This is a genomic window from Ruminococcus sp. YE71 (assembly GCF_900119155.1).
Classification (GTDB): Bacteria; Bacillota; Clostridia; order Oscillospirales; family Ruminococcaceae; genus YE71.
In genome coordinates this window covers 69,451-90,449 of the sequence record NZ_FPIR01000008.1, presented here as the reverse complement: position 1 = coordinate 90,449, position 20,999 = coordinate 69,451, and the positions used below count along the sequence as shown (strand labels likewise).

Sequence of the window (20,999 nt, the reverse complement as noted above, 5' to 3'; positions counted from 1 at the left end):
CTATACGATTTTATGACAACGATCCTAAGTATAATATTTGCACTCATCATTTTCGAGGGAATCATCGTCATCCATGAGCTCGGACATTTCATGGTAGCAAAAAAGTGCGGCGTTAAGGTCAATCAGTTCGCCATAGGCATGGGACCTGCCATCTTCAAGAAGCAGAAGGGCGAGACGCTCTACGCGCTGAGGGTTTTCCCGATCGGCGGTTTCTGCGCTATGGAAGGCGAGGACGGCGAAAGCAGCGACAGCCGCGCCTTCGGCAAGAAAAAACCTCTGCCGAAGATAGCTATCGTCAGCGCGGGTATCGTCATGAACCTGATCCTCGGGTTCATACTTATGGCGGCAGTCACCTGCATGAGCGACGCCATAACCTCGACGACCATCTCAAAGTTTTATGATAACGCACGTTCTCACGAGACAGGTCTTGAAGAGGGCGACAAGATACTCAGCGTGAACGGTATGCGCATCTTCACTTCGATGGATATCGTTTACCAGTTCCAGAACGACAGCGACGGCGTTTTCGACATGACCGTCAGACGAGACGGAAAGAAAATGAATCTTGAAAACGTCACCTTCGACATGAACAAGGACGAGAACGGCAGCGACAAAAAGCATCTTGTCATCGACTTTATGGTGAAGCCGATCAAGCTGAATCCTATTACCGTCACATCGGAAGCGTTCCGCTCGGAGCTGACCTACGGCAGACTTATCTATATCTCGCTGTTCGATATGGTGAGGGGCAAATATTCCCTCAACGACCTGTCGGGTCCAGTGGGCATCGTACAGCAGATAGACGAAGTTATAGATTCCCAGACCAACGAAAAAACAGGTATCGACTGGCGCGGTCTCAGCTACAATATGCTGACACTCGGCGGTTTTATCTCCATTAACATCGGACTTTTCAATCTTCTTCCGCTGCCTGCACTTGACGGCGGCAGACTGATTTTCCTGCTCATCGAGCTTGTAAGGCGCAAGCCTGTAGACCCGAAGTATGAGAGTGCCGTACATCTTGTCGGCATGGCTCTGCTTCTGCTGCTGATGCTTGTGGTGACCGTCAGCGACATCACAAAGCTGTTCCACTAAGGCTTTTGCATAGAAAGGGAGAGATCATGACCATGAATACAAACAGGAACGTCAGACCCGTAAAAGTCGGCGGTCTGACGCTTGACGGCAAAAAAATATATATCCAGTCGATGCTCAATGTCGAAGCGCATGACATCGAAGGAAGCGTAAAACAGGCAAAGGAACTTGAAGCCGCAGGCTGCGAGATAATCAGGGCAGCTGTCCCCGATATGAATGCGGTGCCGCTGGTCGGTGCGCTCAAAAAGGCTGTGGATGTGCCTATCGTTGCGGACATCCATTTTGACTACAGGATAGCGCTTGCCTGTGCGGATGCAGGTATCGACAAGATACGCATCAATCCGGGAAACATCGGAAGCGAGGACAAGGTGAAGGCGGTCGTCGAAGCCTGTCAGAAGCGAAATATCCCGATACGCATCGGCGTGAACGGCGGTTCGCTTGAAAAAGACCTGCTGGCGAAGTATGGTTCTCCGACTCCCGAAGCGCTTGTCGAGAGTGCGTCGCGTCACGTTGAGATACTTGAAAAATGCGGATTTGAGGACATCGTCATCTCCATCAAATCCTCGAACGTCAAGACTATGGTGGACGCTTACCGCATACTGGCAGGGAAGTATGACTACCCTCTGCATCTCGGCGTGACCGAAGCGGGTACGGAGCGCATGGGACTGATAAAGTCCTCGATGGGCATCGGTTCTCTGCTTCTTGACGGCATCGGCGAGACTATCCGCGTTTCGCTGACGGCTGACCCTGTCCGCGAGATATATGCCGCAAAGGACATCCTTAAAGCGGCAGGCAGGGGGAGCGGCGTGAAGATAGTGTCATGCCCCACCTGCGGAAGAACTAAGATAGACCTTATCGCACTTGCGAACAAGGTGGAAAATGCACTTAAAGACTGCAATAAAGACATCACCGTAGCGGTGATGGGATGCGTTGTCAACGGTATCGGTGAAGCGGGAGAAGCGGATATCGGTATCGCGGGCGGCGACGGATGCGCCGTGCTTTTCGCTCACGGCAAACAGCTTTACAAGGTGAGCGAGGAGGAAGCGCTCGAAAAAATGCTCGCAGAGATAGACAAGCTCTGACGGAGGGATCAGATGAGAGAATGTACACTAAAGGAATTTTTGGAAGGCTTTGGTCAGGCTGTTTCTGATGAGCTTGCCGAATCGCAGCTGCTGAAGCTGTTATATGATGAGGATATGCGTGTGCTTGAGCTCACTGTCAGGTGTCCGAAGCTGGTTCCTTACGGCGCAGTCTCGGCTTTCGAGCGCGAGATGCGCAAGAATATCGGGCTGAACGACTGCGTCCTGAAGCTCAGATACACGCCCGATATGCTCTGTGCGGAGTATTTCGGCGACCTGACCTGCTTCCTCAGAAAGACTTTCCCCGTTGTCAACGGCTTTTTCGATGACGCGGATGTTACTTTTTCGGGGACAGAGTTCAATGTCGGGCTGAAACACGGCGGCGGCGATGTGCTCAAAAAAGCAGGTATCGCAAACGCTTTCCCCGCAGTTGTCAGGGAACTGTTCTCGGTAAACGTCAGCATCAAGCTCGACGGCGTGCTGAACCTTGACCCTCAGGCGTTTGAGAGCGAGCAGGAGAAGTTCTTAAAGACACTGCCGATAAACAACCCCATGCCCGTACAGAACAAGCCTGCTCCTCAGGCTAAGGGCGGCGCGGCAGCTGCCGAACCGCTGCAATTCAGAAATATCAGCGTGAACTTCGGTGACCTGCCTATCGACGCGGAGAATGCTACCGTACTGCTCGGCGGCCCGATAATGCCCGATAGCAGGATCTCTCCGATGGAAGAGCTTTCTTCCGAGACTCAGGGAAGAGTTGTCGTATGGGGCGAGGTTTTCGCGGTAGATTCGCGGGAGACCAAGAACGGAATGCTCATCGCGACACTGTTCTTTACCGACTTCACTTCTTCCTTTGCGATAAAAATGCTCGGCTTTGCGAAGAAGGGCAGGAATTCCCTGCAAAAGGCTCAGCTTGAGCAGATACTCGGCGAGCTGAAAAAGGGAGCTGTCATCATGGCAGCGGGCAAGATAGAAGAGGATAATTACGACCACAATTTCTACTTCATCCCCGACAGCATCATGAAGGTCAAGAAGAACGAGCGCAAGGATACCTACGAGGGCGAAAAGCGCGTCGAGCTCCACTGCCATACCAATATGTCTGCGATGGATGCGCTTGCAGCTCCGAGCGCACTGGTAAAGAGGGCGTTCAAGTGGGGTCACAAGGCTCTCGCCATTACCGATCATGGCGTTGTTCAGGGATTCCCCGACGCTGTTGGTGCCGCAAAGGGCATCAAGAAAGAGGGCGGCGATTTCAAGCTGCTGCTCGGTATCGAGGCTTACGAGGTCAATAACGACATTAAGATATACAAGGGCTGGGAACACACCCGTCTTACCGATGAGGTGATAGTTTTCGACCTTGAAACTACGGGCACAAATCCCGTAAACGACCGCATCATCGAGATAGGAGCGGTCAAGGTGAAAGGCTTGCAGGTGATCGACAGATTCTCGATGTTCGTCGATCCGAAGCGTGAGCTTTCGGAGTTCATCACCGAGCTTACCCATATCACCGACGATATGCTGAAAGGTGCTGCCGAGGAGGCGGAAGCTCTTGCGAAGTTCAAGGAATTCTGCGGAGACAAGCCGCTGCTCATCGCACATAACGCCAACTTCGACTGCGGTTTCATCAGGGAGACCTCGAAGAGAACAGGCATAGAGTTCCCGTTCTCGCAGGTCGATACCGTGCTCTGGTCGCAGAAGCAGCTGCCCGAGCTGCCGCACCACAAGCTCAACAACGTTGCCGAGCATTTCGGGCTGGGCGATTTCAACCATCACCGCGCCTGCGACGATGCCGAGGTGCTTTCGGGCATCTACGTCAAGCTGGCCGAGATGGTCATGGAGCAGTATCCGTATATGGTCATCACTGCCGATATGCTCAACTCTCTGTTTGCCGACACCGAAAACGTGCAGACGGCGAAAACATATCACCAGATCATACTTGTCAAGAACAACACGGGTCTGAAAAACCTTTACAGGCTCATTTCCGACTCGAACCTGAAATACTACAAACGCCGTCCGCGTATCCCGAAGTCGGAGCTGGTCAAGAACCGCGAGGGTCTGATCGTAGCGTCTGCCTGCGAAGCGGGTGAGCTGATACAGGCATATCTCCGCGGCGAGAATATCGAGGACATCAGGCAGATAGCCTCCTTCTACGACTACCTTGAGATACAGCCCGAGGACAACAACCGTTTCATGCTGCTTTCCGAAAAGGAGCCGTATGACCGTATTAACACCGAAGAGGATCTTCGCAATATCAACCGCTTTATCGTGCGTCTCGGCGACGAGATGGGTCTGCCTGTATGTGCTACGGGAGACGTTCACGTTATGGAACCCGGTGACCTGCAATACCGTGCGATAATAATGGCTTCAAAGGGCTTCGAGGATGCGGACAAGCAGTGCCCCCTCTACTTCAAGCCCACCGATCAGATGCTCAGGGAACTGAGCTATCTCGGCGAGGAAAAGGCTTACGAGGTCGTCGTGAAGAATACGAACGCTATCGCAGACCTTGTGGAGCCTGGACTCAAAGCCTTCCCCGACGGCACATACACGCCTTTCATCCCCGGTGCGGTGCGTGAGCTTCAGGATATCTGCTGGAGAAAGTGCTGTTCGGTCTACGGCGACTGTGAACCCGATGAGATCACCGTTCCCGAGGGGGACGACGTTCACGTTGCCGACTACTACAAAGAACACATCCCAGAGATCGTGTACAAGCGTCTCGACCGTGAGCTCGAATCCATCATAAAGCACGGTTTCGCGGTTCTGTACATGATCGCCCAGAAGCTGGTATACAACTCGGTACAGCACGGCTATCAGGTAGGTTCGCGAGGTTCGGTTGGTTCGTCCTTCGTTGCTTCGATGTCGGGCATCTCCGAAGTTAATCCTCTGATGCCGCACTATGTCTGCCCGAAATGCCGCCACAGTGAGTTCATCGAGGACGGTTCGGTAGGTTCGGGATTCGACCTGCCGCCGAAGAACTGCCCCGAATGCGGCACGGATATGCTGCGTGACGGTCACGACATCCCCTTCGAGACGTTCCTCGGATTCCACGGCGATAAAGCGCCTGATATCGACCTGAACTTCTCGGGCGACTTCCAGTCGCAGTCCCACCGCTACACAGAAGAACTCTTCGGTAAGGACCACGTTTTCAAGGCGGGAACTATCTCGGGTGTTCAGGAAAAGACCGCCTTCGGCTACGTGAAAAAGTATCTGGAAGAGCGCGGCAGGTCGGCGTCTCAGCCCGAGATGCAGCGCCTTGCGAACGGCTGTGTAGATGTCAAGCGCACGACGGGTCAGCACCCCGGAGGAATGGTAGTTATCCCGGGCGATTACGAGGTCTATGACTTCACGCCTGTTCAGCATCCTGCCGAAAAGGACGATGCGGACGTTATAACCACTCACTTTGATTTCCATTCGCTGCACGACACGATACTCAAGCTCGACGAGCTGGGTCACGATGTGCCGACGATATACAAGTACCTTGAAGAATTCTCGGGACTGCTCATCACCGAGATCCCCATGTCCGACCCTGCGGTATACAGCCTGTTCACTTCTCCCGAAGCGCTGGGCGTCACCGAGGAAGACCTGATGTGGAAAACGGGAACTCTCGGCATCCCCGAGATGGGTACGAACTTCGTCTGCGGAATGCTTCTCGAAGCGAAACCGAAGAATTTCTCCGACCTTTTGCAGATATCGGGACTTTCTCACGGTACCGACGTATGGCTCGGAAACGCGCAGGAACTCATCAAAAACGGCACCTGCACGATATCCGAGGTTATCGGAACGCGTGACAGTATCATGACCTATCTGATATATCACGACCTCGATCCATCGCTGTCATTCAAGATCATGGAGATCACCCGAAAGGGTAACGCTCCGAAGCTGCTGACTGAGGAAATGAAGCAGGATATGCGCGACCACAACGTTCCCGAGTGGTACATCGAGAGCTGTCTGAAGATCAAGTATATGTTCCCGAAGGCTCACGCGGCGGCGTACGTAACGTCGGCGATAAAGCTGTGCTGGTTCAAGGTGCATCAGCCGCTGGTATTCTACGCTTCGATCTTTACGGTACGAGGTGAGGATTTCGATGCGGCGACCGCAGTCAAGGGCGTACACATGGTCAAGGATGAGATACTCCGTCTGAAAAATCTCCCGAAGGACGAGCGCACGGCAAAGACCGACGGCGTTATCGACACGCTGATGCTTGTGTTGGAGATGGAGCTCAGGGGACTGGAGTTCCTGCCCGTAAATATCTACAAATCACACGCATTCATCTATCAGATAGAGGACGGAAAGCTCAGACTGCCGTTCATCGCGATAAGCGGTGTCGGCGGTGCGGCGGCTCAGACCCTTTATGAAAAGGCGCAGGGCGGAGATTTTACCTCTATCGAGGATTTCCAGCAGCAGAGCGGCGTCGGCAAATCAGTCATCGAAGTGCTGAAAAACAACGGCGCGTTCGGAGACCTGCCCGATTCGGATCAGGTCTCGCTGTTTGATTTCTGAGTACGAGACATGAGTGCTGCAATAGTGCTGCTGATCGTGATCGCGCTATGTGGCTTCGGCGTGTATTTTTATGACAGGACGATCAGCAGCTTCAAAAAGAACGGTTATCGCACAAAAGCCGTCGTTACGTCGAAAAGCGTTTATAAAGAAAAGCTCTCAGAGAGAAGTCCGACGGTCACAAGATATGTTTTCCTTGTCGATTTTACCGACAGGGATAACGTTCTGAGGTCTGTGGCGCTTTCGAGCGACAGGCGGTCTTCGCGGTGCATCAACGAGAACGACGAAGTTGAAATCGTGGTCATCGGCGATTCTGACGTCCGCCTGAAAGAGGATATGCCGACACGGGCAGGGAAGTACTTCCTTGTTCTGGTGATGGCAGTGTGCATAGTGCTGCTGATTGCGGTAATCGCGAGCGAACTTGTCTGATGCGCCGACCGTGTTATTTGTGCGTATCGTACTAAATTTGATACCTTGATTTGTCTAAATTCTCACAGGGCATTCATGCTAAATTTACTGTGAGGTTATAGAAAATTCATGGTTCAACTTGACAAGTATGCTGTACTATGTTAAAATATAATATATCATTTGCTACCATGCTAATACTTTACTATAATGAAGTGGAAGGGAAATACAATGAGAAGATATGATCTTATCACCCCCGAGGGTACGAGAGACCTGCTGTTTGAAGAGTGCCTTGCAAGACGCACGGTCGAGAATAAGCTGACTGCACTGTTCAGGAGCTTTGGCTACAGCGAGGTAGTTACCCCGGGAATGGAATTCTATGAGCTGTTCCACGGAACATCGAGAACGTTCAGACAGGAGAGCCTTTTTAAGCTGACTGATGCCAAAAACAGGCTCGTGATACTCAGACCCGACAACACCGTGCCGATAGCAAGACTTGCATCGACCCGTCTGAAGGACGAGGATCTTCCGCTGAGACTTTACTACGATCAGCTGGTGTTCGAGAACCATGCACTGCTCAAAGGCAGAAGCAACGAGATCATGCAGGCGGGCATCGAGCTTATCGGCGGCGAAAACACAAAACGCGCCGATTACGAAGCGCTCTGCATCGCGGTTGACGCACTCTCCTGCTGGGGCAAGGATTTCCGTCTGGAGATAGGTCATATCGGCTACTTCAAGGAGCTTGTCCGTAAGCTGAACATCGACAGCCGCACTGAGGAAGAGATAAGACTTCTCATCAACGCGAAGAACTATCCCGCGCTCAACGACCTGCTGGACGGTATCGCCGATAACGAGATCACCGATACCCTCAAAAAGCTGCCGGGTCTTTTCGGCGGCGAGGACGTGTTTGAAAAGGCTGCGGCACTTTACACCGATGAGAAGATCAAGTCCATCCTCGACAATGTAAAGGTAGTCTATGAGAGACTTGCGTCCCTCGGTTACAAGGACAAGATAATAGTTGACCTCGGCATCGTTCGTCATACCGATTACTACACGGGCATCGTGTTCAAGGGTTATCTCACAGGTATCGGCGACAGTATTCTCAAGGGCGGACGTTACGACGGACTGCTCAGCGAGTTCGGCAGAGAGTGCCCTGCGGTCGGTTTCGGTGTGAACTGCGACGCTATCGCGACTTACATCTGCAAGCTCGGCGAAGCACCTACTCCCAAAACTCCCGACTGCATGATCTACGGCGAAAAGGGTCACGTTGTTGAGGCGCTGGCTTACGCGCAGACCCTTGTCCGTGAGGGAATGACCGTTGAGAACAGCCTGTTCTCGAACCTTGAGGACACCAAGAAAAATGCCGCGGATAAGGGCATACATAAGATCTTTATCGTAGGCGACGAGATCACGCACATTGAAGTATGAGGTAAATGAACATGAATAAACCGTTAAGGATAGCCCTCACAAAGGGCAGACTCGAAAAGGATACCGTGGGACTTTTCGAGAAGATAGGCTACGACTGCACAGCAGTCCGCGAGAAGGGCAGAAAGCTGATACTGCCGATACCCGACGGAAATATCGAGGTGGTGCTCGCAAAGGCGAACGACGTTATCACATATGTTGAACACGGCGTCTGCGACATCGGCGTTGTGGGCAAGGACACCATCATGGAGATGCAGGGCAAGTTCTTCGAGATGGTAGACCTGGGCTTCGGACGCTGCAAATTCGCGCTGGCGACCAAGAAGGGCTCGAAGTTCTACGGCGGCTACAACGTAAAGACCATCGCCACTAAGTACCCGAACATCGCACGCAGCTTCTTCGAGAGCAAGAAGGGCATGGACGTTGAGATCGTCAAGATCGAGGGTTCGGTTGAGCTTGCTCCGCTGCTGGAGCTGTCGGACGGTATCGTGGATATCGTTGAGACTGGAACTACCCTGAAAGAGAACGGACTCGAAGTCATTGAGGACATCTGCCCCATCTCGGCACGTCTTATCGTAAACATGGTAAGCATGAAGCTGAGACAGCAGGAGATAGAGGAGTTCGTGGCTAAGGTTCAGGCGAACCTGTAATTTACGAAAGGAATAGTACAATGGATATTATCAGAAAGATATATGCAGACGGCACTGCTGAGGAGGAGTTCTTCAAGCAGGTCGAGAAGAGAAGCGGCGAGACCGATAAGAAGGTCACAGCAGTCGTTTCCGAGATAATCGAGAACGTTAAGCAGAACGGCGACAGCGCTGTAAAGGCTTACACCGAGAAGTTCGACGGCAAGCTGCCGCAGTACTACGAGGTGCCGAGAGACGTCATCAACGACGCGCTGACCGAAGCGGATCAGACTTTCGTTGAGGCTCTGCTCAATTCCATCGAGAATATCAGAGATTTCCACGAGAGACAGAAGTCCCAGAGCTTCGTTAACCCGAAGCCGAACGGCGTTGTTCTCGGTCAGAGAGTACGCGGTCTCGAAAGAGTGGGTCTGTACGTTCCGGGCGGCACGGCGGCTTATCCGTCCAGCGTGCTGATGAACGCAGTTCCCGCAAAGATCGCAGGCGTAAAGGAGATCATCATGGTGACTCCGCCGCTCAAAGACGGCACTCCGAACAAGGATATACTCGTTGCGGCAGCGCTCTGCGGCGTTGACAGAGTGTTCCTCTCGGGCGGTGCGCAGGCTATCGCGGCACTCGCTTACGGTACCGAGGAGATCCCGAAGGTGGACAAGATCGTCGGCCCCGGAAACATTTTCGTTGCGACCGCAAAGAAGCTGCTTTACGGCACTGTTGACATCGACATGATCGCAGGTCCGAGCGAGATACTGATCGTTGCGGACGACAGCGCAGACCCGAAGTTCGTGGCTGCCGACCTTATGAGCCAGGCAGAGCACGACAGACTTGCTTCTGCGATACTCGTCACCACAAGCGAAAGAGTCGCAGACGAGACCGTGAAGGAGCTTGAACGTCAGATGGCGACTCTTGAGCGTAACGAAATAATCGCAGAGTCCCTTGCAAATTACGGCGCTATGATAATCTGCGGCAGCCGCGAGCGTGCCTGCGAGATTGCTAACCGTCTCGCTCCCGAGCACCTTGAAGTGCTGTTCGAGAACCCGATGGAGTACATCGGCGCACTCGACAATGTGGGTTCGCTGTTCCTCGGAAGCTATGCTCCCGAGCCCCTCGGCGACTACTATGCAGGTCCGAACCACGTTCTTCCGACCAGCGGTACGGCAAGATTCTTCTCGCCCCTCGGCGTGAACAGCTTCGAGAAGCGCTCCAGTTTCATCTACTACACCGAGGACGCTCTGCGCGAAGCTAAGGACGACATCGTTCTCGTTGCGGAGAAGGAAGGTCTGACCGCTCACGCGAACGCTATCAAGGTTCGTTTTGAGGATAAGTAAATCGGAGGTGTTTTATGAGAACAGCCGAAATCAAACGTAAGACCAAAGAGACTGATATAGAAGTATTTATGAGGCTTGACGGCGAGGGCAGAGTGTCGGTAGACACGGGCATCGGGTTCTTTGACCATATGCTGACGGCGCTCGGCGTTCACAGCGGCATGGACCTCGAAGTTAGATGCACGGGCGACCTGAATGTTGACGGTCACCACACCGTTGAGGATGTGGGCATCTGCATCGGTAAGGCAATCGCCGAAGCGCTCGGCGACAAGGCGGGCATCGCACGCTACGGAAGCGCTTTCGTGCCGATGGATGAGGCTCTGTGCTTCTGCTCCCTCGACATCAGCGGCAGACCGTTTCTTGCGTTCAATGCGCAGTTCACCGATTTCAGATGCGGTGAGTACGATACCTGTCTGACCGAGGAATTCTTCCGCGCACTCGCGGTGAACAGCGGTATTACCCTGCATCTGCGCGAGGAATACGGTAAAAACGATCACCACATCATCGAAGCGATGTTCAAGGCTTTTGCTCACGCACTGAAAGACGCAATGTCAAAGACAGGCGGCGGAGTGCTTTCTACCAAAGGAGTTTTATAAATGATCGCAATAATCGACTATGGCGCAGGAAACATATTTTCGGTGAAAAATGCGCTCGACCATCTCGGCGTTGACAGCCGCCTGACTGCGGACGCTGAGGTGCTCAAATCGGCAGATGGGCTTATCCTGCCCGGTGTCGGCGCTTTCCCGTCGGCGGCCCGCAAGCTCAGTCAGAGCGGACTCACCGATGTTATCAAGGAGCAGGCTAAGCGCAAGCCGTTTCTTGGAATCTGCCTCGGAATGCAGCTGCTTTTCGAGAAGAGCTATGAATTTGAACTTTGTGAGGGTCTCGGACTGGTAAAGGGCTTCGTTGACCGCATCCCCGAAGATGACCTCATCATCCCTCACATGGGCTGGAACAAGCTGGAGTACACCCGGAGCTGCCCGCTTTTCGAGGGGCTCGGCGATAATGAGTACGTCTATTTCGTACATTCCTATAAGGCGTTCTGCCCCGATGATGTGCTGTACGCTTACTCCGAGTACGGTTCGAGAGTCCCTGCGGTCGTCGGCGACGGAAAGCACGTTTTCGGCTGCCAGTTCCACCCCGAGAAGAGCGGACAGACAGGTCTGAAAATACTCAACAATTTCGTGAAGATGTGCTGGGAGGTGCGGTAAATGCTTGCAAAAAGAATAATCCCGTGTCTTGACGTTCGTGACGGAAAGGTCGTCAAGGGCGTGAATTTCCAGGGCATCAAGGAAGTCGGCGACCCCGTTGAATGCGCGGCCGAGTACGACAAGCAGGGCGCTGACGAGATAGTTTTCTACGATATTACTGCATCCCACGAGGGCAGGGGAGTCATCCTCGACGTCGTGCGTGAGACCGCAAAACGCGTGTTCGTGCCGCTGACGGTCGGCGGCGGTATCCGTACTGCTGATGACATCCGCAGGATACTCCGCGCAGGTGCGGACAAGGTCAGCGTGAACTCTCAGGCTGTCCAGAATCCGCAGCTGATAAAGGACGGCGCTGATATTTTCGGCAGCCAGTGCATATGTGTCGGCATCGACGCAAAGGCTATCGGTCCTGATAAATGGACAGTTTACATCAACGGCGGACGCATCGACATGAAGCTCGACCTTATCGAATGGGTCAAGCAGATAGAACAGTTGGGCGCAGGCGAGATCTGCCTGAACTCCATCGACACGGATGGTGTGCGCGGCGGTTTCGACCTGAAGATGCTCAAGGCTGTCGTTGATTCGGTTAACATCCCTGTTATCGCTTCGGGCGGTGCGGGTAAGCTCGGAGATTTTGCCGAGGCGTTCCTCAAGACCGACTGCTCGGCGGCTCTGGCTGCGAGCCTGTTCCATTTCCGCGAGCTGACGGTAGGTCAGGTCAAGGACGACTGCCGCAGCAAAGGCATCATCGTGAGATAAGACATGGCGATAGAATTCAGAATGACACATGATTTCACCGCAGAACAGCTCGAAAGGCTGTTCCTGTCGGTGGAGTGGTCGTCGGGGCATTTTCCCGATAAGCTCGTGAAGGCTATGCAGGGCTTTGACACTGTCATCTCGGCGTGGGACGGCGAAAAGCTTGTAGGAATGATATGCGCACTCGACGACGGCATCATGACGGCGTACATTCACTATCTGCTGGTCGATCCCGAATATCACGGGCAGACGGTCGGCAGAACACTCGTCGATATGGCGAAAGAAAAATACAGGGATTATCTTCGCATTGTGCTTGTGGCTTACAAGGACGAGACGCATTTTTATGAGAAGTGCGGTTTCAGTATTGAGGACAGGTCGCTGCCGATGTGCATTACGAGTCTGTGGACATAGTGAACAAAGACGGATATAAAGATCATTCTGATGATTTTATTGTGTTCGGGATAGAGTGAGAAGAAATGGCTGAGAATGACAACGAAAAGCTTAAAGAACAAACTGAAAATGAAGAGATAAAAGATAATAACGCTAAGAACGATCCCGAAGAGAACGATGAAGGAAACTCTAACAATGTCGGGCTGGGTCTTTGTTTAGGTGCTGCGCTCGGTGTTTCTTTCGGATTGGTGCTTGATAATCTTGCGCTTGGACTGGCGATAGGTATGGGTCTTGGTCTTTGCTTTGGCTCGGTAAATGTCTTTTCGGCTAAGAGCAAGAAAAAGTCCTCGGATGATGTGAAAAACAGCGAGGACGAAAATAATGACAATAAGGAGTAATCATGAGCAAAGTTAAGATCGACATTAACGACCTCGATAAGTATTTTGTCAAGAGCGAGCTTATCCCTGCGATATGCTTCGAGGTCAACACCAAGACGGTGCTGATGCTCGCGTACATGAACAAGGAGAGTCTTCGCAAGACGCTGGAGACAGGCTACACCTGGTTCTGGAGCAGGTCGAGACAGGAATACTGGAACAAGGGCGCAACGAGCGGTCATGTGCAGAAGGTCGTAAGCATCTACGGCGACTGCGATGACGACACGCTGCTGATAAATGTTGAGCAGACAGGCGCGGCTTGTCATACAGGCAGTTACAGCTGCTTTTTCAATGAAATGTATAATGAGGAGGAAGAATAAAAATGACAGTCTATCAGGAGATTTTTGAGGTTCTGAAGCAGAGAAAGGCTGATTTCGACGCGGGCAACGCTCCCGAGAAGTCCTACACCTGCTACCTCTACGAGAAAGGTGTGGACAAGATCTGCAAGAAGGTGGGCGAGGAGGCTTCCGAGACCATCATCGCCGCTAAGAACAGCGACAACGTTGAGCTTGCAAACGAGATCAACGATCTGATCTATCACCTTATGGTGCTGGCTGTTGACCGCGGCCTTGACTGGGCTGACGTCGAGAAGATCCTCGAAGAGCGCAACGAAAAGATCGGCAACTTAAAGCAGTTCCATACCACTGATAAGAATACCTGATATCACTGCCGCAGAAAGTTCTGCGGCTTTTTTTCTGCACATTTTTCCTCGGGCGTGAATAGAATATAACAAGGACGTTTACCGCTTAACGCACAAAACATATTCAGTCAGGAGGAATGATGATGGATAATAATTTCAACGTCAACCGTCCGTTCAAGGAGGCGGTCTGCATAGACGCTATGCGCGTGTTCGATTCGTGCAGCGCTCAGGACTGCCTTGAGGATCTTGAGTTCGCCTTTGACGAAGCCGACCAGCAGACTATCAATGAGGCCGCGTACATCAAGGCGAAGTCGATAGGCGTGCCGAGCGTGGGGTTCGTGGTGGACGGCGTGCCTTTCAACAAGGGCTTCTATACGGTGGATGTGAACTACAATTTCCGCGCCGAGATCGAGGTCTATCCCGAAGGCGGCGGAACACCTTCGATCGTTTACGGCACTTCGAGCTTCTCGAAGAAGGTCATACTTTACGGTTCGGACGGCGGCACTCAGCGTTTCGTCTCGGGCGAATCACCCGAGCAGCAGGCGGTCAACCCCGTCAGCGGCTGTGCCTGCTGTTCCTGCGATGTCTGCACTCTGCCCGTGGCTTCGGTCAGCATCGCTCCGCCGATGTGCCTTGATGCGAACCTCAATCCACCCGTCGCGCCCGAGACCGACTCGACCCTCACCATCACGATCGGCATTTTCGCGATCATACAGCTCTCGCGTCCCGTGCCGATCATGATACCCGCATACGACTACTGTATGCCTGGTAAGGAGTGCGCGACCAACACCGACAGCCCCTGCGAACTGTTCGACAAGATCGCGTTCCCCGCCAGCGAGTTCTTTCCGCAGGCGCTTGACACGGGCTGCTGTTGCAACAACAATTCCGCATCGAACCCCGAACAGAATGAACAGCAGGGAAGTCAGCAGCGCAGGAGCTGACTTTGCCGAAAAAACAGCTTCACTATCAGTTTAGTGGAGCTGTTTTTGTTCAGCGGCTTTTGAATGCGAGATACCGCCTGATCTTTTCGGTGATCTCGGTGACGGTCATACCCTTCGGTTCGATGGGCTTGCCAAAAAAGATACGCAGCGTGAACCGCCCCATCTCCGACTTGTCGAACAGCATCGGGTACCTGCGGCTGACGGGATAGATCTGCCGAGCACCGCATATCCTGACGGGAACGATCTTTACCCCCGTCTTTTTCGCGATGAGCGCGGCGCCGTTTTTGAGCTCGCCGAGCCTGCCCGTGCGCGTCCGTGTGCCCTCGGGATGGATCAGCAGAAGGCGCTTTTGCTGCATCAGGACTTTTTCGGCGCGGCGGACTGCGGGGGCGAAATCCCCTCTGCGGTCGATAGGTATTCCGCCCGAGACCCGAAAAATGAACCTTTTCAGCCTGTCATCAAGGTGTTCCTCGGCGATAAGTGCGCAGGTCTCGCAGAGATGGAACTTCCTGCTGAGCGCCGCCCATACCCACATACAGTCGAGGTCGCTTTCGTGGTTCGGGCAGATTATGTATTTTTCCTTCGTGTCAAGGTTCCCGAGCCCTTCGACCTGAAAGCGGTAGAGCGCTTTCGTCATAGCCGTGAATGTGTCGAAGAACATCAGGTCGCCGACTGTTCGGCGCTGAGGATAGCCTCGGTATTTTTCCTCAAGCATTTTTTCGGTGTCGGAAAGACTCTGACCGCCGCCGAGCGGACCGCACAGCTGTCTGACCGTTCGCAGCTCGTAAACGCTCCGCACAGTGAGGTCTATGCCTTCGGCTGCGGCAGCTGATGCGAACTCCATAGCCGAGAAACTGTCGCCGCCCAGCTCGAAGAAATCATCTTCGGGAGAGACCTGCGGCAGTTTTAGGATCTGCGCCATTATACCGCAAAGTCTGCGTTCGGTCTCGTTTTTCGGGGACGAGATTTTTTTGCGCACACTGACAGCCGCATCAGCATTCGGGAGCGATCTTCGGTCGATCTTTCCGCTCTGCGTCATCGGCATCTTTTCGAGCCGATTGAAGCGGTTCGGCACCATGTGGGAGGGGAGTTTCCTTTGCAGAAAACGGCGCAGTCTGCTTTCGTCGAGCGGTTTTTCCGACGTGTAGAAGCCGATCAGCCGCTCGTTTCGGCAGACTACCGCTGCAAGCATCACACCTTCAAAACCGCATATCGCGCTTTCGATGTCGCCAAGCTCTATCCTGAGTCCGCGCAGCTTGATCTGATCGTCGCGCCTGCCGCAGAACTCGATACAGCCGTCGTCGCGCATCAGCCCCATGTCACCTGTCCGATACATCACACCGCCGTGAAACGGGTCGTGAACGAACTTCTCAGCTGTCAGCCCCGGGTCGTTGAGGTAGCCTCGGCTGACACCGTCCCCCGCGATACATATCTCGCCTGTGATCCCGACAGGCTGAAGCTGACGATCGGCGTCAAGGATGTAGATGCGGGTGTTGGCGATGGGTCTGCCGATGGTGATATCGCGCTCATCCGCCGCGGTCAGCGCTGACCACACGGTCGTTTCGGCAGGACCGTAGATGTTGAAGATCTCGGCATCAGTATGGTTTTTCAGCTCGCCGACAAGCGCAGGAGGGAGCTTTTCGCCGCCAAGAATTATCTTGCGGAAGGAGCGCAGATATGAAAGATCAGTCTTATCGAGCATAAATCCTCGCATTTTCGTCGGTGTGGTCTGCAAAATATCCGCACCTGTCTCGGTGACAAGACGGCTCAGCGCGTGCTGTGAGACCGTCTGCTCTTCGTCGGCAAGAACGATGGTGATGCCCCTAAGCAGCGCGAGAATGCTCTCGGTCACGAAAATGTCGAACACAATATCCGTCACCGAAAGTATGCGCTTTTCGCCGTTGATGATGCCGCCGCACACGTTGAACCTGTTCTGCGCACAGTAGTTCATGACGTTCCGATGGGTGACGGATATCGCTTTCGGTCTGCCAGTGGAGCCCGACGTGAAAATGACATAACAGCTGTCCTCGGGACGGATCTCGGGCAGATTCACTGCTGTGTTTTCCGAATAGTCGAAGGTCTCAAGCGCCACCGAACCCGCATACTCACAGCCGCAGGTCAGCACGGTCTTTACGTTGGCGGCTCCGAGCATCTGAGTGATCCTGTCGGCAGGGTAGTCGGGCGAGATCGGCATATAAGCCGCGCCCGTTTTCATCACGGCGAGCATGGCGATTATTACATACGGGCTTCTGCGGGCGATGATAGGGATGTGTGAACCCTTGGCAGCACCTTTCACGGCAAGATACGCGGCGAGAGAATCCGACATTTTGTCGATGCGGCTGTATGTGAACTTTTGCTTATGAAAGATCAGTGCGGTATCATTTGGACGAACGGCGGCGATCTCTTTGAAAGCCTGATGGACGCACTTGTTTTTTTCATATCCGACTGACGTATCGTTGAAGGTCTTAGTCAGAAGTTCAAACTCATTATGAGGTATGACCGATATCGCCGAGACCGTTTTTTCTCTGCTGATGATCTGTGTAATGATGTGCTTTATCCGCTCTGCAAGCAGGTGTATCTCTCTGCTGTCCCGAAAAACCTCGGTTTGATAATCGAAGGTGAGCGTGCAGTCGTTTCTGCTGTCTCTGTCATCAATATGGACCGCGAGAGGAAGTTCGCAATACCCGTTGGAGAACCATTCTGTCTTTGCAGGCACATTGGTGCGTGAGTTCTGAAAACTCACTAAAACGTTGAAAAAACGCCCCGAAACGCTTGCCGCATATTTGATCTCGGCAAACGGCAGATCTCTGTGACGGTATATCTCTTTGTGAGCGGCAAAGACTTTACGGCAAAGCCCGATAGTGCTATCACTGTCATTAATAGTGACAGTGAGCGGGATGGTCGAGACGAACATTCCTGCGGTGTTTTTCTCGGAAACGGATTTTCGGCCGAGTACGGGAACGCCGATCGTGATGGTTTTTGCAGCGTTTATCCGTGCGATATAAAGTGTCATGGCGCACTCGAAAAGTGCCGCGAGAGATATGTGGTTTTGTCTGCAAAAAAAGTCAGCACGCGAGTAAATATGCGGCGAAAGCGTAGTAACAAAACGTTTTGCTGAGACTTTATCGGAAAATTTAGTGCAATTCCTGACGGCTGTTTCACCGATGTCCGAGCTGTACTTATCAGCCCAGAAGTTCATATCTTTGATGTGCTTATCCGACTGCAAATACGCCTCATATCTCGGGATGCTGTCGGTATATCTGAGGACAGTATCGTCAACTGTCTCTTTATTCAGGAGACTTGAATAGATCGACCAGGCGTCGTGTGCAAGCACGCTGTAGCTCCATGCGTCCGCAATAAGATGGGAACAACACAGCATTATCCCGGTCTTATCCGGCAGGTCAAGGATCGTGAGGCGGTACATTATCCCGCCGTCCGTTCCGAAGCGCACAGCCGCCTGTGTACTACAGAAACTGCGCATTTCTTCGACTGAGTGAAATTTCTCGAAGCCTATCTCGGCGGACTCGTCCGAAACGTATTGCACCGTTATGCCGTTCTCGCTGCGAAATCTCAGACGCAGAGATTCGTGCCGTCTGACAAGTATCCTGAGCGCCTCATTGAGTGGTTCTGCGTTTAGCTTTTGGTCGAAAATAATCGCGCCGCACAAAGTAGAAATGCTGCTGTCACTGTAAAACGCCTGAAGCTCTGAGATGTTTTTCTGTGCCGAAGTAAGTTGGTAGATCGTATCTTTCATTATTGCGGTCTCCTGAATGCTGTTGATGGTTTTTATGTTATTATATCATATGGAACGATGTTTGTAAAGAATTTGTTGTGTGTTTTTTTGGAATGTGATTTGAGGTGGTTATTGGTTTGTTTACTTCTCTCTATTGCGCTAAACTTTTATTTAGTGCAATCGGCTGTCAATTATATCCAATCTTAAAAAGCAACACTCAAAGAAGAAAATCAAGGTCGTAAGGAAAATTAAGGTCAATACATTTAACAGAACAATAAAAAGAAACACCCTCATCATCACTACAAGCATTGCAACAGTCAGGACAATTAGGATAACAATAACAAGAAGTAATATCATCCGTTTGTTTATTGCGATATTTACAATCAGAAAAATTGCAGTGATTGCAGTCAGGTACAAAATATTGACAATTAAGCAAAAAAATCACCTCCCTTTATTTCCTCTCTTGACATAATCAAAATTTCGTGTTATAATCAAGGGGAACTCAGGCGGAGGAATCCCCTTGTGTTAGTTCGTATGTAGTCGGTGATTGATTTAGCGGTCAGCACCGACTATTTTGTTTTTAAAAGTCAATCTCCCTTTGAGCTTGCGCAAGTATCCTCAGAATTATCGAACCTTATCACGGAATCGACCAGACGGACGTTATCGCATACGGCTAAACTGTAATGGCTCATGAGGTACTTTGTGGCAAGCATGACAGCAGATACTTCATCCCGAGCATTGACCGATACCGAAATGATATGTTCGTTACCGAAAGCCGTGAGCCACAGGAAGTTGACCACATACGTATCGCATAACATGAACGTTTCTATAATGCTCATAAGTCCACCTCTTCCAAATCTATATTACCCTCACAATCAGATATGACCTTGTATGTGAAACCGTTGCCGATATGCTTAAAGCAAAGATCAGCCAGTTCAAGAATCTTCTCATGAACATCATCGGGAACGCTTGAATTCTCCCAAGGTTCAAGAGCGATAGTCAGAGCGTGAAGAGTTGACCTGTAATATTTCTGTTCCATGTAATCAAATCCTTTCAAAATGTGTCATCAACAATGTTAAGACGGCGAAGCACACCGCCGAGACGTTTGGACAGCTTCAACAACTTGTCATACTCACCGATGTATACTTGTTTGTCGGTCAGTAATATGTACGTGCCGTAATGGCTCGGTAACGGCTCTGTGACGCGCTTGAACTTAAAGCGATGTGTTTTCATGTAGTGCTTGAAGTAGTCGCATCTGAGGCGAGGCATTTTGCGTTTACGGTCGTGGCAGTGCTGACAATGCTTGTATAGGCTGTGACTGTACGGACAGTCAGACTGTGAACAGGCTGTGCAGATGCAGTAATAACATTCACCGTACAGCATAGGACGTTCTTTCGTGCGTACCACCTCACTTTCCAAACGTTTGGAAATTTTCAAATTTCAATCAATACGGGCTAAATACTGCCCTGTCGCTTCAACGGCGTGGGCTGTAAGCCTGCGTGATGTAAATTTGTGCATATAATCAAGTAGCCCCAAGTGCCTGCAAACCCCGATAAATGCAGGCTGTTTCGGCGTTGAGCGCGGGCGCGGAAAATCCGCGCCACCGCGCATCAATCGCACGACAACAAGCCAAGCGTTTTTAACTCGGCGTAGTTGTCAGGGTCAGAACTGTCAAGATACTTGAACGAGCATCTCAAAGGCTCGCAGTAAGACTGTTTCTCAGTCTTTACAAGATGCGGAGTAGCAACGTCGGCAAAGGTCGTCGGAACGTCTCGGACAAGCTCCCGACCGCCTGCAAAATAGAAGTTGCCGAAAATCTTAGTGCAATCCTTAGTAACATACTTCGTGACATACTTAGCAACGTTCTGAGTATCACCGACAAGACGAACCGCTGTAGAATAACCGTATATCCATGCAGGTATATTATAGACGGTCTGTTGCTTATCTGCTGGTACTCCGTAACGTCTCGCAGTATCGAGCTTGACAGGCTTAGAGCGTTCAGGAATAATGACCGTTCCGCTGTAAATGTATTCAATATCGCCTTTCAGAAAACCATGAAAATGAATCGCTTTACCGTCCTTGTGATATTCAGGTATCAAAAGATAAGTCATGTTGTCACGCTGAACATGGTTAGAACAGAAACAGCGCAGAATCCCTCGAACTATCTTTGAATTATCTCTGTGATATTTCGGGTCAATAGTGAGTGTGACAAAGTGTGTGAATCCGTTCATAGCAACAATGTCAAATACTTTGCTTTTGGCACGAATAACGCTGTCATAGCGTGAGCAGGAATCCATGTTCTTGGGCTTGCAGACAGTCTCACAGGGCATTTCATCGGCTCCCCTGCTCTCATCGTTGAACAGCTTGACCGAGCAGATAGTTACTTTTTCGTGACCGTCGGGATAGGTCTTGATTTTGGTGTTATGTTTCATATCTGAACATTCCTCCTTT

At 51.8% G+C, this 20,999-nt stretch carries 19 protein-coding genes; 15 read left to right on the top strand and 4 right to left on the bottom strand.

Going from position 1 to position 20,999, the window contains the following annotated elements:
• The first annotated feature begins 12 nt into the window (after window positions 1-12).
• From BT142_RS09240 to BT142_RS09170, 15 genes are all read left to right on the top strand, one after another.
• On the top strand, window positions 13-1,086 hold the full coding sequence (locus tag BT142_RS09240) for a M50 family metallopeptidase (RefSeq protein WP_072417909.1): 1,074 nt from the start codon (window positions 13-15) through the stop codon (window positions 1,084-1,086).
• Between the two features lie 32 nt (window positions 1,087-1,118).
• Window positions 1,119-2,165 (top strand): flavodoxin-dependent (E)-4-hydroxy-3-methylbut-2-enyl-diphosphate synthase, encoded by a 1,047-nt coding sequence (ispG, locus tag BT142_RS09235; protein WP_072417991.1) that lies wholly within the window; start codon window positions 1,119-1,121, stop codon window positions 2,163-2,165.
• 12 nt (window positions 2,166-2,177) lie between these two features.
• Complete coding sequence (locus BT142_RS09230; protein WP_072417908.1) at window positions 2,178-6,656, top strand: PolC-type DNA polymerase III; 4,479 nt, start codon at window positions 2,178-2,180, stop codon at window positions 6,654-6,656.
• Window positions 6,657-6,665: 9 nt separating this feature from the next.
• Window positions 6,666-7,082: a hypothetical protein gene (locus BT142_RS09225; RefSeq protein ID WP_072417907.1), complete on the top strand. Its 417-nt coding sequence runs from the start codon at window positions 6,666-6,668 to the stop codon at window positions 7,080-7,082.
• A gap of 207 nt (window positions 7,083-7,289) precedes the next feature.
• The gene (gene hisZ, locus BT142_RS09220) at window positions 7,290-8,486 is read left to right on the top strand and encodes an ATP phosphoribosyltransferase regulatory subunit (RefSeq protein WP_072417906.1); all 1,197 of its coding nucleotides are present in this window, start codon (window positions 7,290-7,292) and stop codon (window positions 8,484-8,486) included.
• Between the two features lie 11 nt (window positions 8,487-8,497).
• Entirely contained in the window at window positions 8,498-9,130 is a 633-nt protein-coding gene (hisG, locus tag BT142_RS09215; protein WP_072417905.1) for an ATP phosphoribosyltransferase, read from the top strand.
• 20 nt (window positions 9,131-9,150) lie between these two features.
• Window positions 9,151-10,449 (top strand): histidinol dehydrogenase, encoded by a 1,299-nt coding sequence (gene hisD / locus BT142_RS09210; protein ID WP_175444921.1) that lies wholly within the window; start codon window positions 9,151-9,153, stop codon window positions 10,447-10,449.
• 14 nt (window positions 10,450-10,463) lie between these two features.
• A complete protein-coding gene (gene hisB, locus BT142_RS09205; protein WP_072417904.1) occupies window positions 10,464-11,042 on the top strand; it encodes an imidazoleglycerol-phosphate dehydratase HisB in 579 nt (192 codons plus the stop codon).
• Window positions 11,043-11,657 (top strand): imidazole glycerol phosphate synthase subunit HisH, encoded by a 615-nt coding sequence (hisH, locus tag BT142_RS09200; RefSeq protein ID WP_072417903.1) that lies wholly within the window; start codon window positions 11,043-11,045, stop codon window positions 11,655-11,657.
• Complete coding sequence (hisF, locus tag BT142_RS09195; RefSeq protein WP_072417902.1) at window positions 11,658-12,413, top strand: imidazole glycerol phosphate synthase subunit HisF; 756 nt, start codon at window positions 11,658-11,660, stop codon at window positions 12,411-12,413.
• A 3-nt stretch (window positions 12,414-12,416) separates the two neighbouring features.
• Window positions 12,417-12,821, top strand: coding sequence for a GNAT family N-acetyltransferase (locus BT142_RS09190; RefSeq protein WP_072417901.1), 405 nt, complete (start codon window positions 12,417-12,419; stop codon window positions 12,819-12,821).
• Between the two features lie 65 nt (window positions 12,822-12,886).
• Window positions 12,887-13,198, top strand: coding sequence for a glycine zipper domain-containing protein (locus BT142_RS19570; RefSeq protein WP_092983146.1), 312 nt, complete (start codon window positions 12,887-12,889; stop codon window positions 13,196-13,198).
• A gap of 2 nt (window positions 13,199-13,200) precedes the next feature.
• Window positions 13,201-13,554, top strand: coding sequence for a phosphoribosyl-AMP cyclohydrolase (hisI, locus tag BT142_RS09180; RefSeq protein ID WP_072417900.1), 354 nt, complete (start codon window positions 13,201-13,203; stop codon window positions 13,552-13,554).
• 2 nt (window positions 13,555-13,556) lie between these two features.
• Window positions 13,557-13,895 (top strand): phosphoribosyl-ATP diphosphatase, encoded by a 339-nt coding sequence (gene hisE / locus BT142_RS09175; RefSeq protein ID WP_072417899.1) that lies wholly within the window; start codon window positions 13,557-13,559, stop codon window positions 13,893-13,895.
• A 122-nt stretch (window positions 13,896-14,017) separates the two neighbouring features.
• Window positions 14,018-14,815 (top strand): hypothetical protein, encoded by a 798-nt coding sequence (locus BT142_RS09170; protein ID WP_175444922.1) that lies wholly within the window; start codon window positions 14,018-14,020, stop codon window positions 14,813-14,815.
• Window positions 14,816-14,864: 49 nt separating this feature from the next.
• On the opposite strand, the gene BT142_RS09165 is transcribed toward BT142_RS09170, so the two are convergent.
• The 4 genes from BT142_RS09165 to BT142_RS09145 all read right to left on the bottom strand — a co-directional run bounded on the left by BT142_RS09165 (window position 14,865) and on the right by BT142_RS09145 (window position 20,980).
• Entirely contained in the window at window positions 14,865-18,569 is a 3,705-nt protein-coding gene (locus BT142_RS09165; protein ID WP_072417897.1) for a non-ribosomal peptide synthetase, read from the bottom strand.
• A 566-nt stretch (window positions 18,570-19,135) separates the two neighbouring features.
• Window positions 19,136-19,387, bottom strand: a complete 252-nt coding sequence (locus tag BT142_RS09155) for a hypothetical protein (protein ID WP_072417895.1) — start codon at window positions 19,385-19,387, stop codon at window positions 19,136-19,138.
• Window positions 19,384-19,605 carry a hypothetical protein gene (locus BT142_RS09150; protein WP_139182211.1) on the bottom strand — a complete coding sequence of 74 codons (222 nt, stop codon included), beginning with the start codon at window positions 19,603-19,605 and terminating at the stop codon, window positions 19,384-19,386. Before BT142_RS09150 ends, BT142_RS09155 begins: the two co-directional genes overlap by 4 nt.
• Before the next feature lie 553 nt (window positions 19,606-20,158).
• Complete coding sequence (locus tag BT142_RS09145; RefSeq protein WP_072417893.1) at window positions 20,159-20,980, bottom strand: rolling circle replication-associated protein; 822 nt, start codon at window positions 20,978-20,980, stop codon at window positions 20,159-20,161.
• Window positions 20,981-20,999 lie beyond the last annotated feature (19 nt).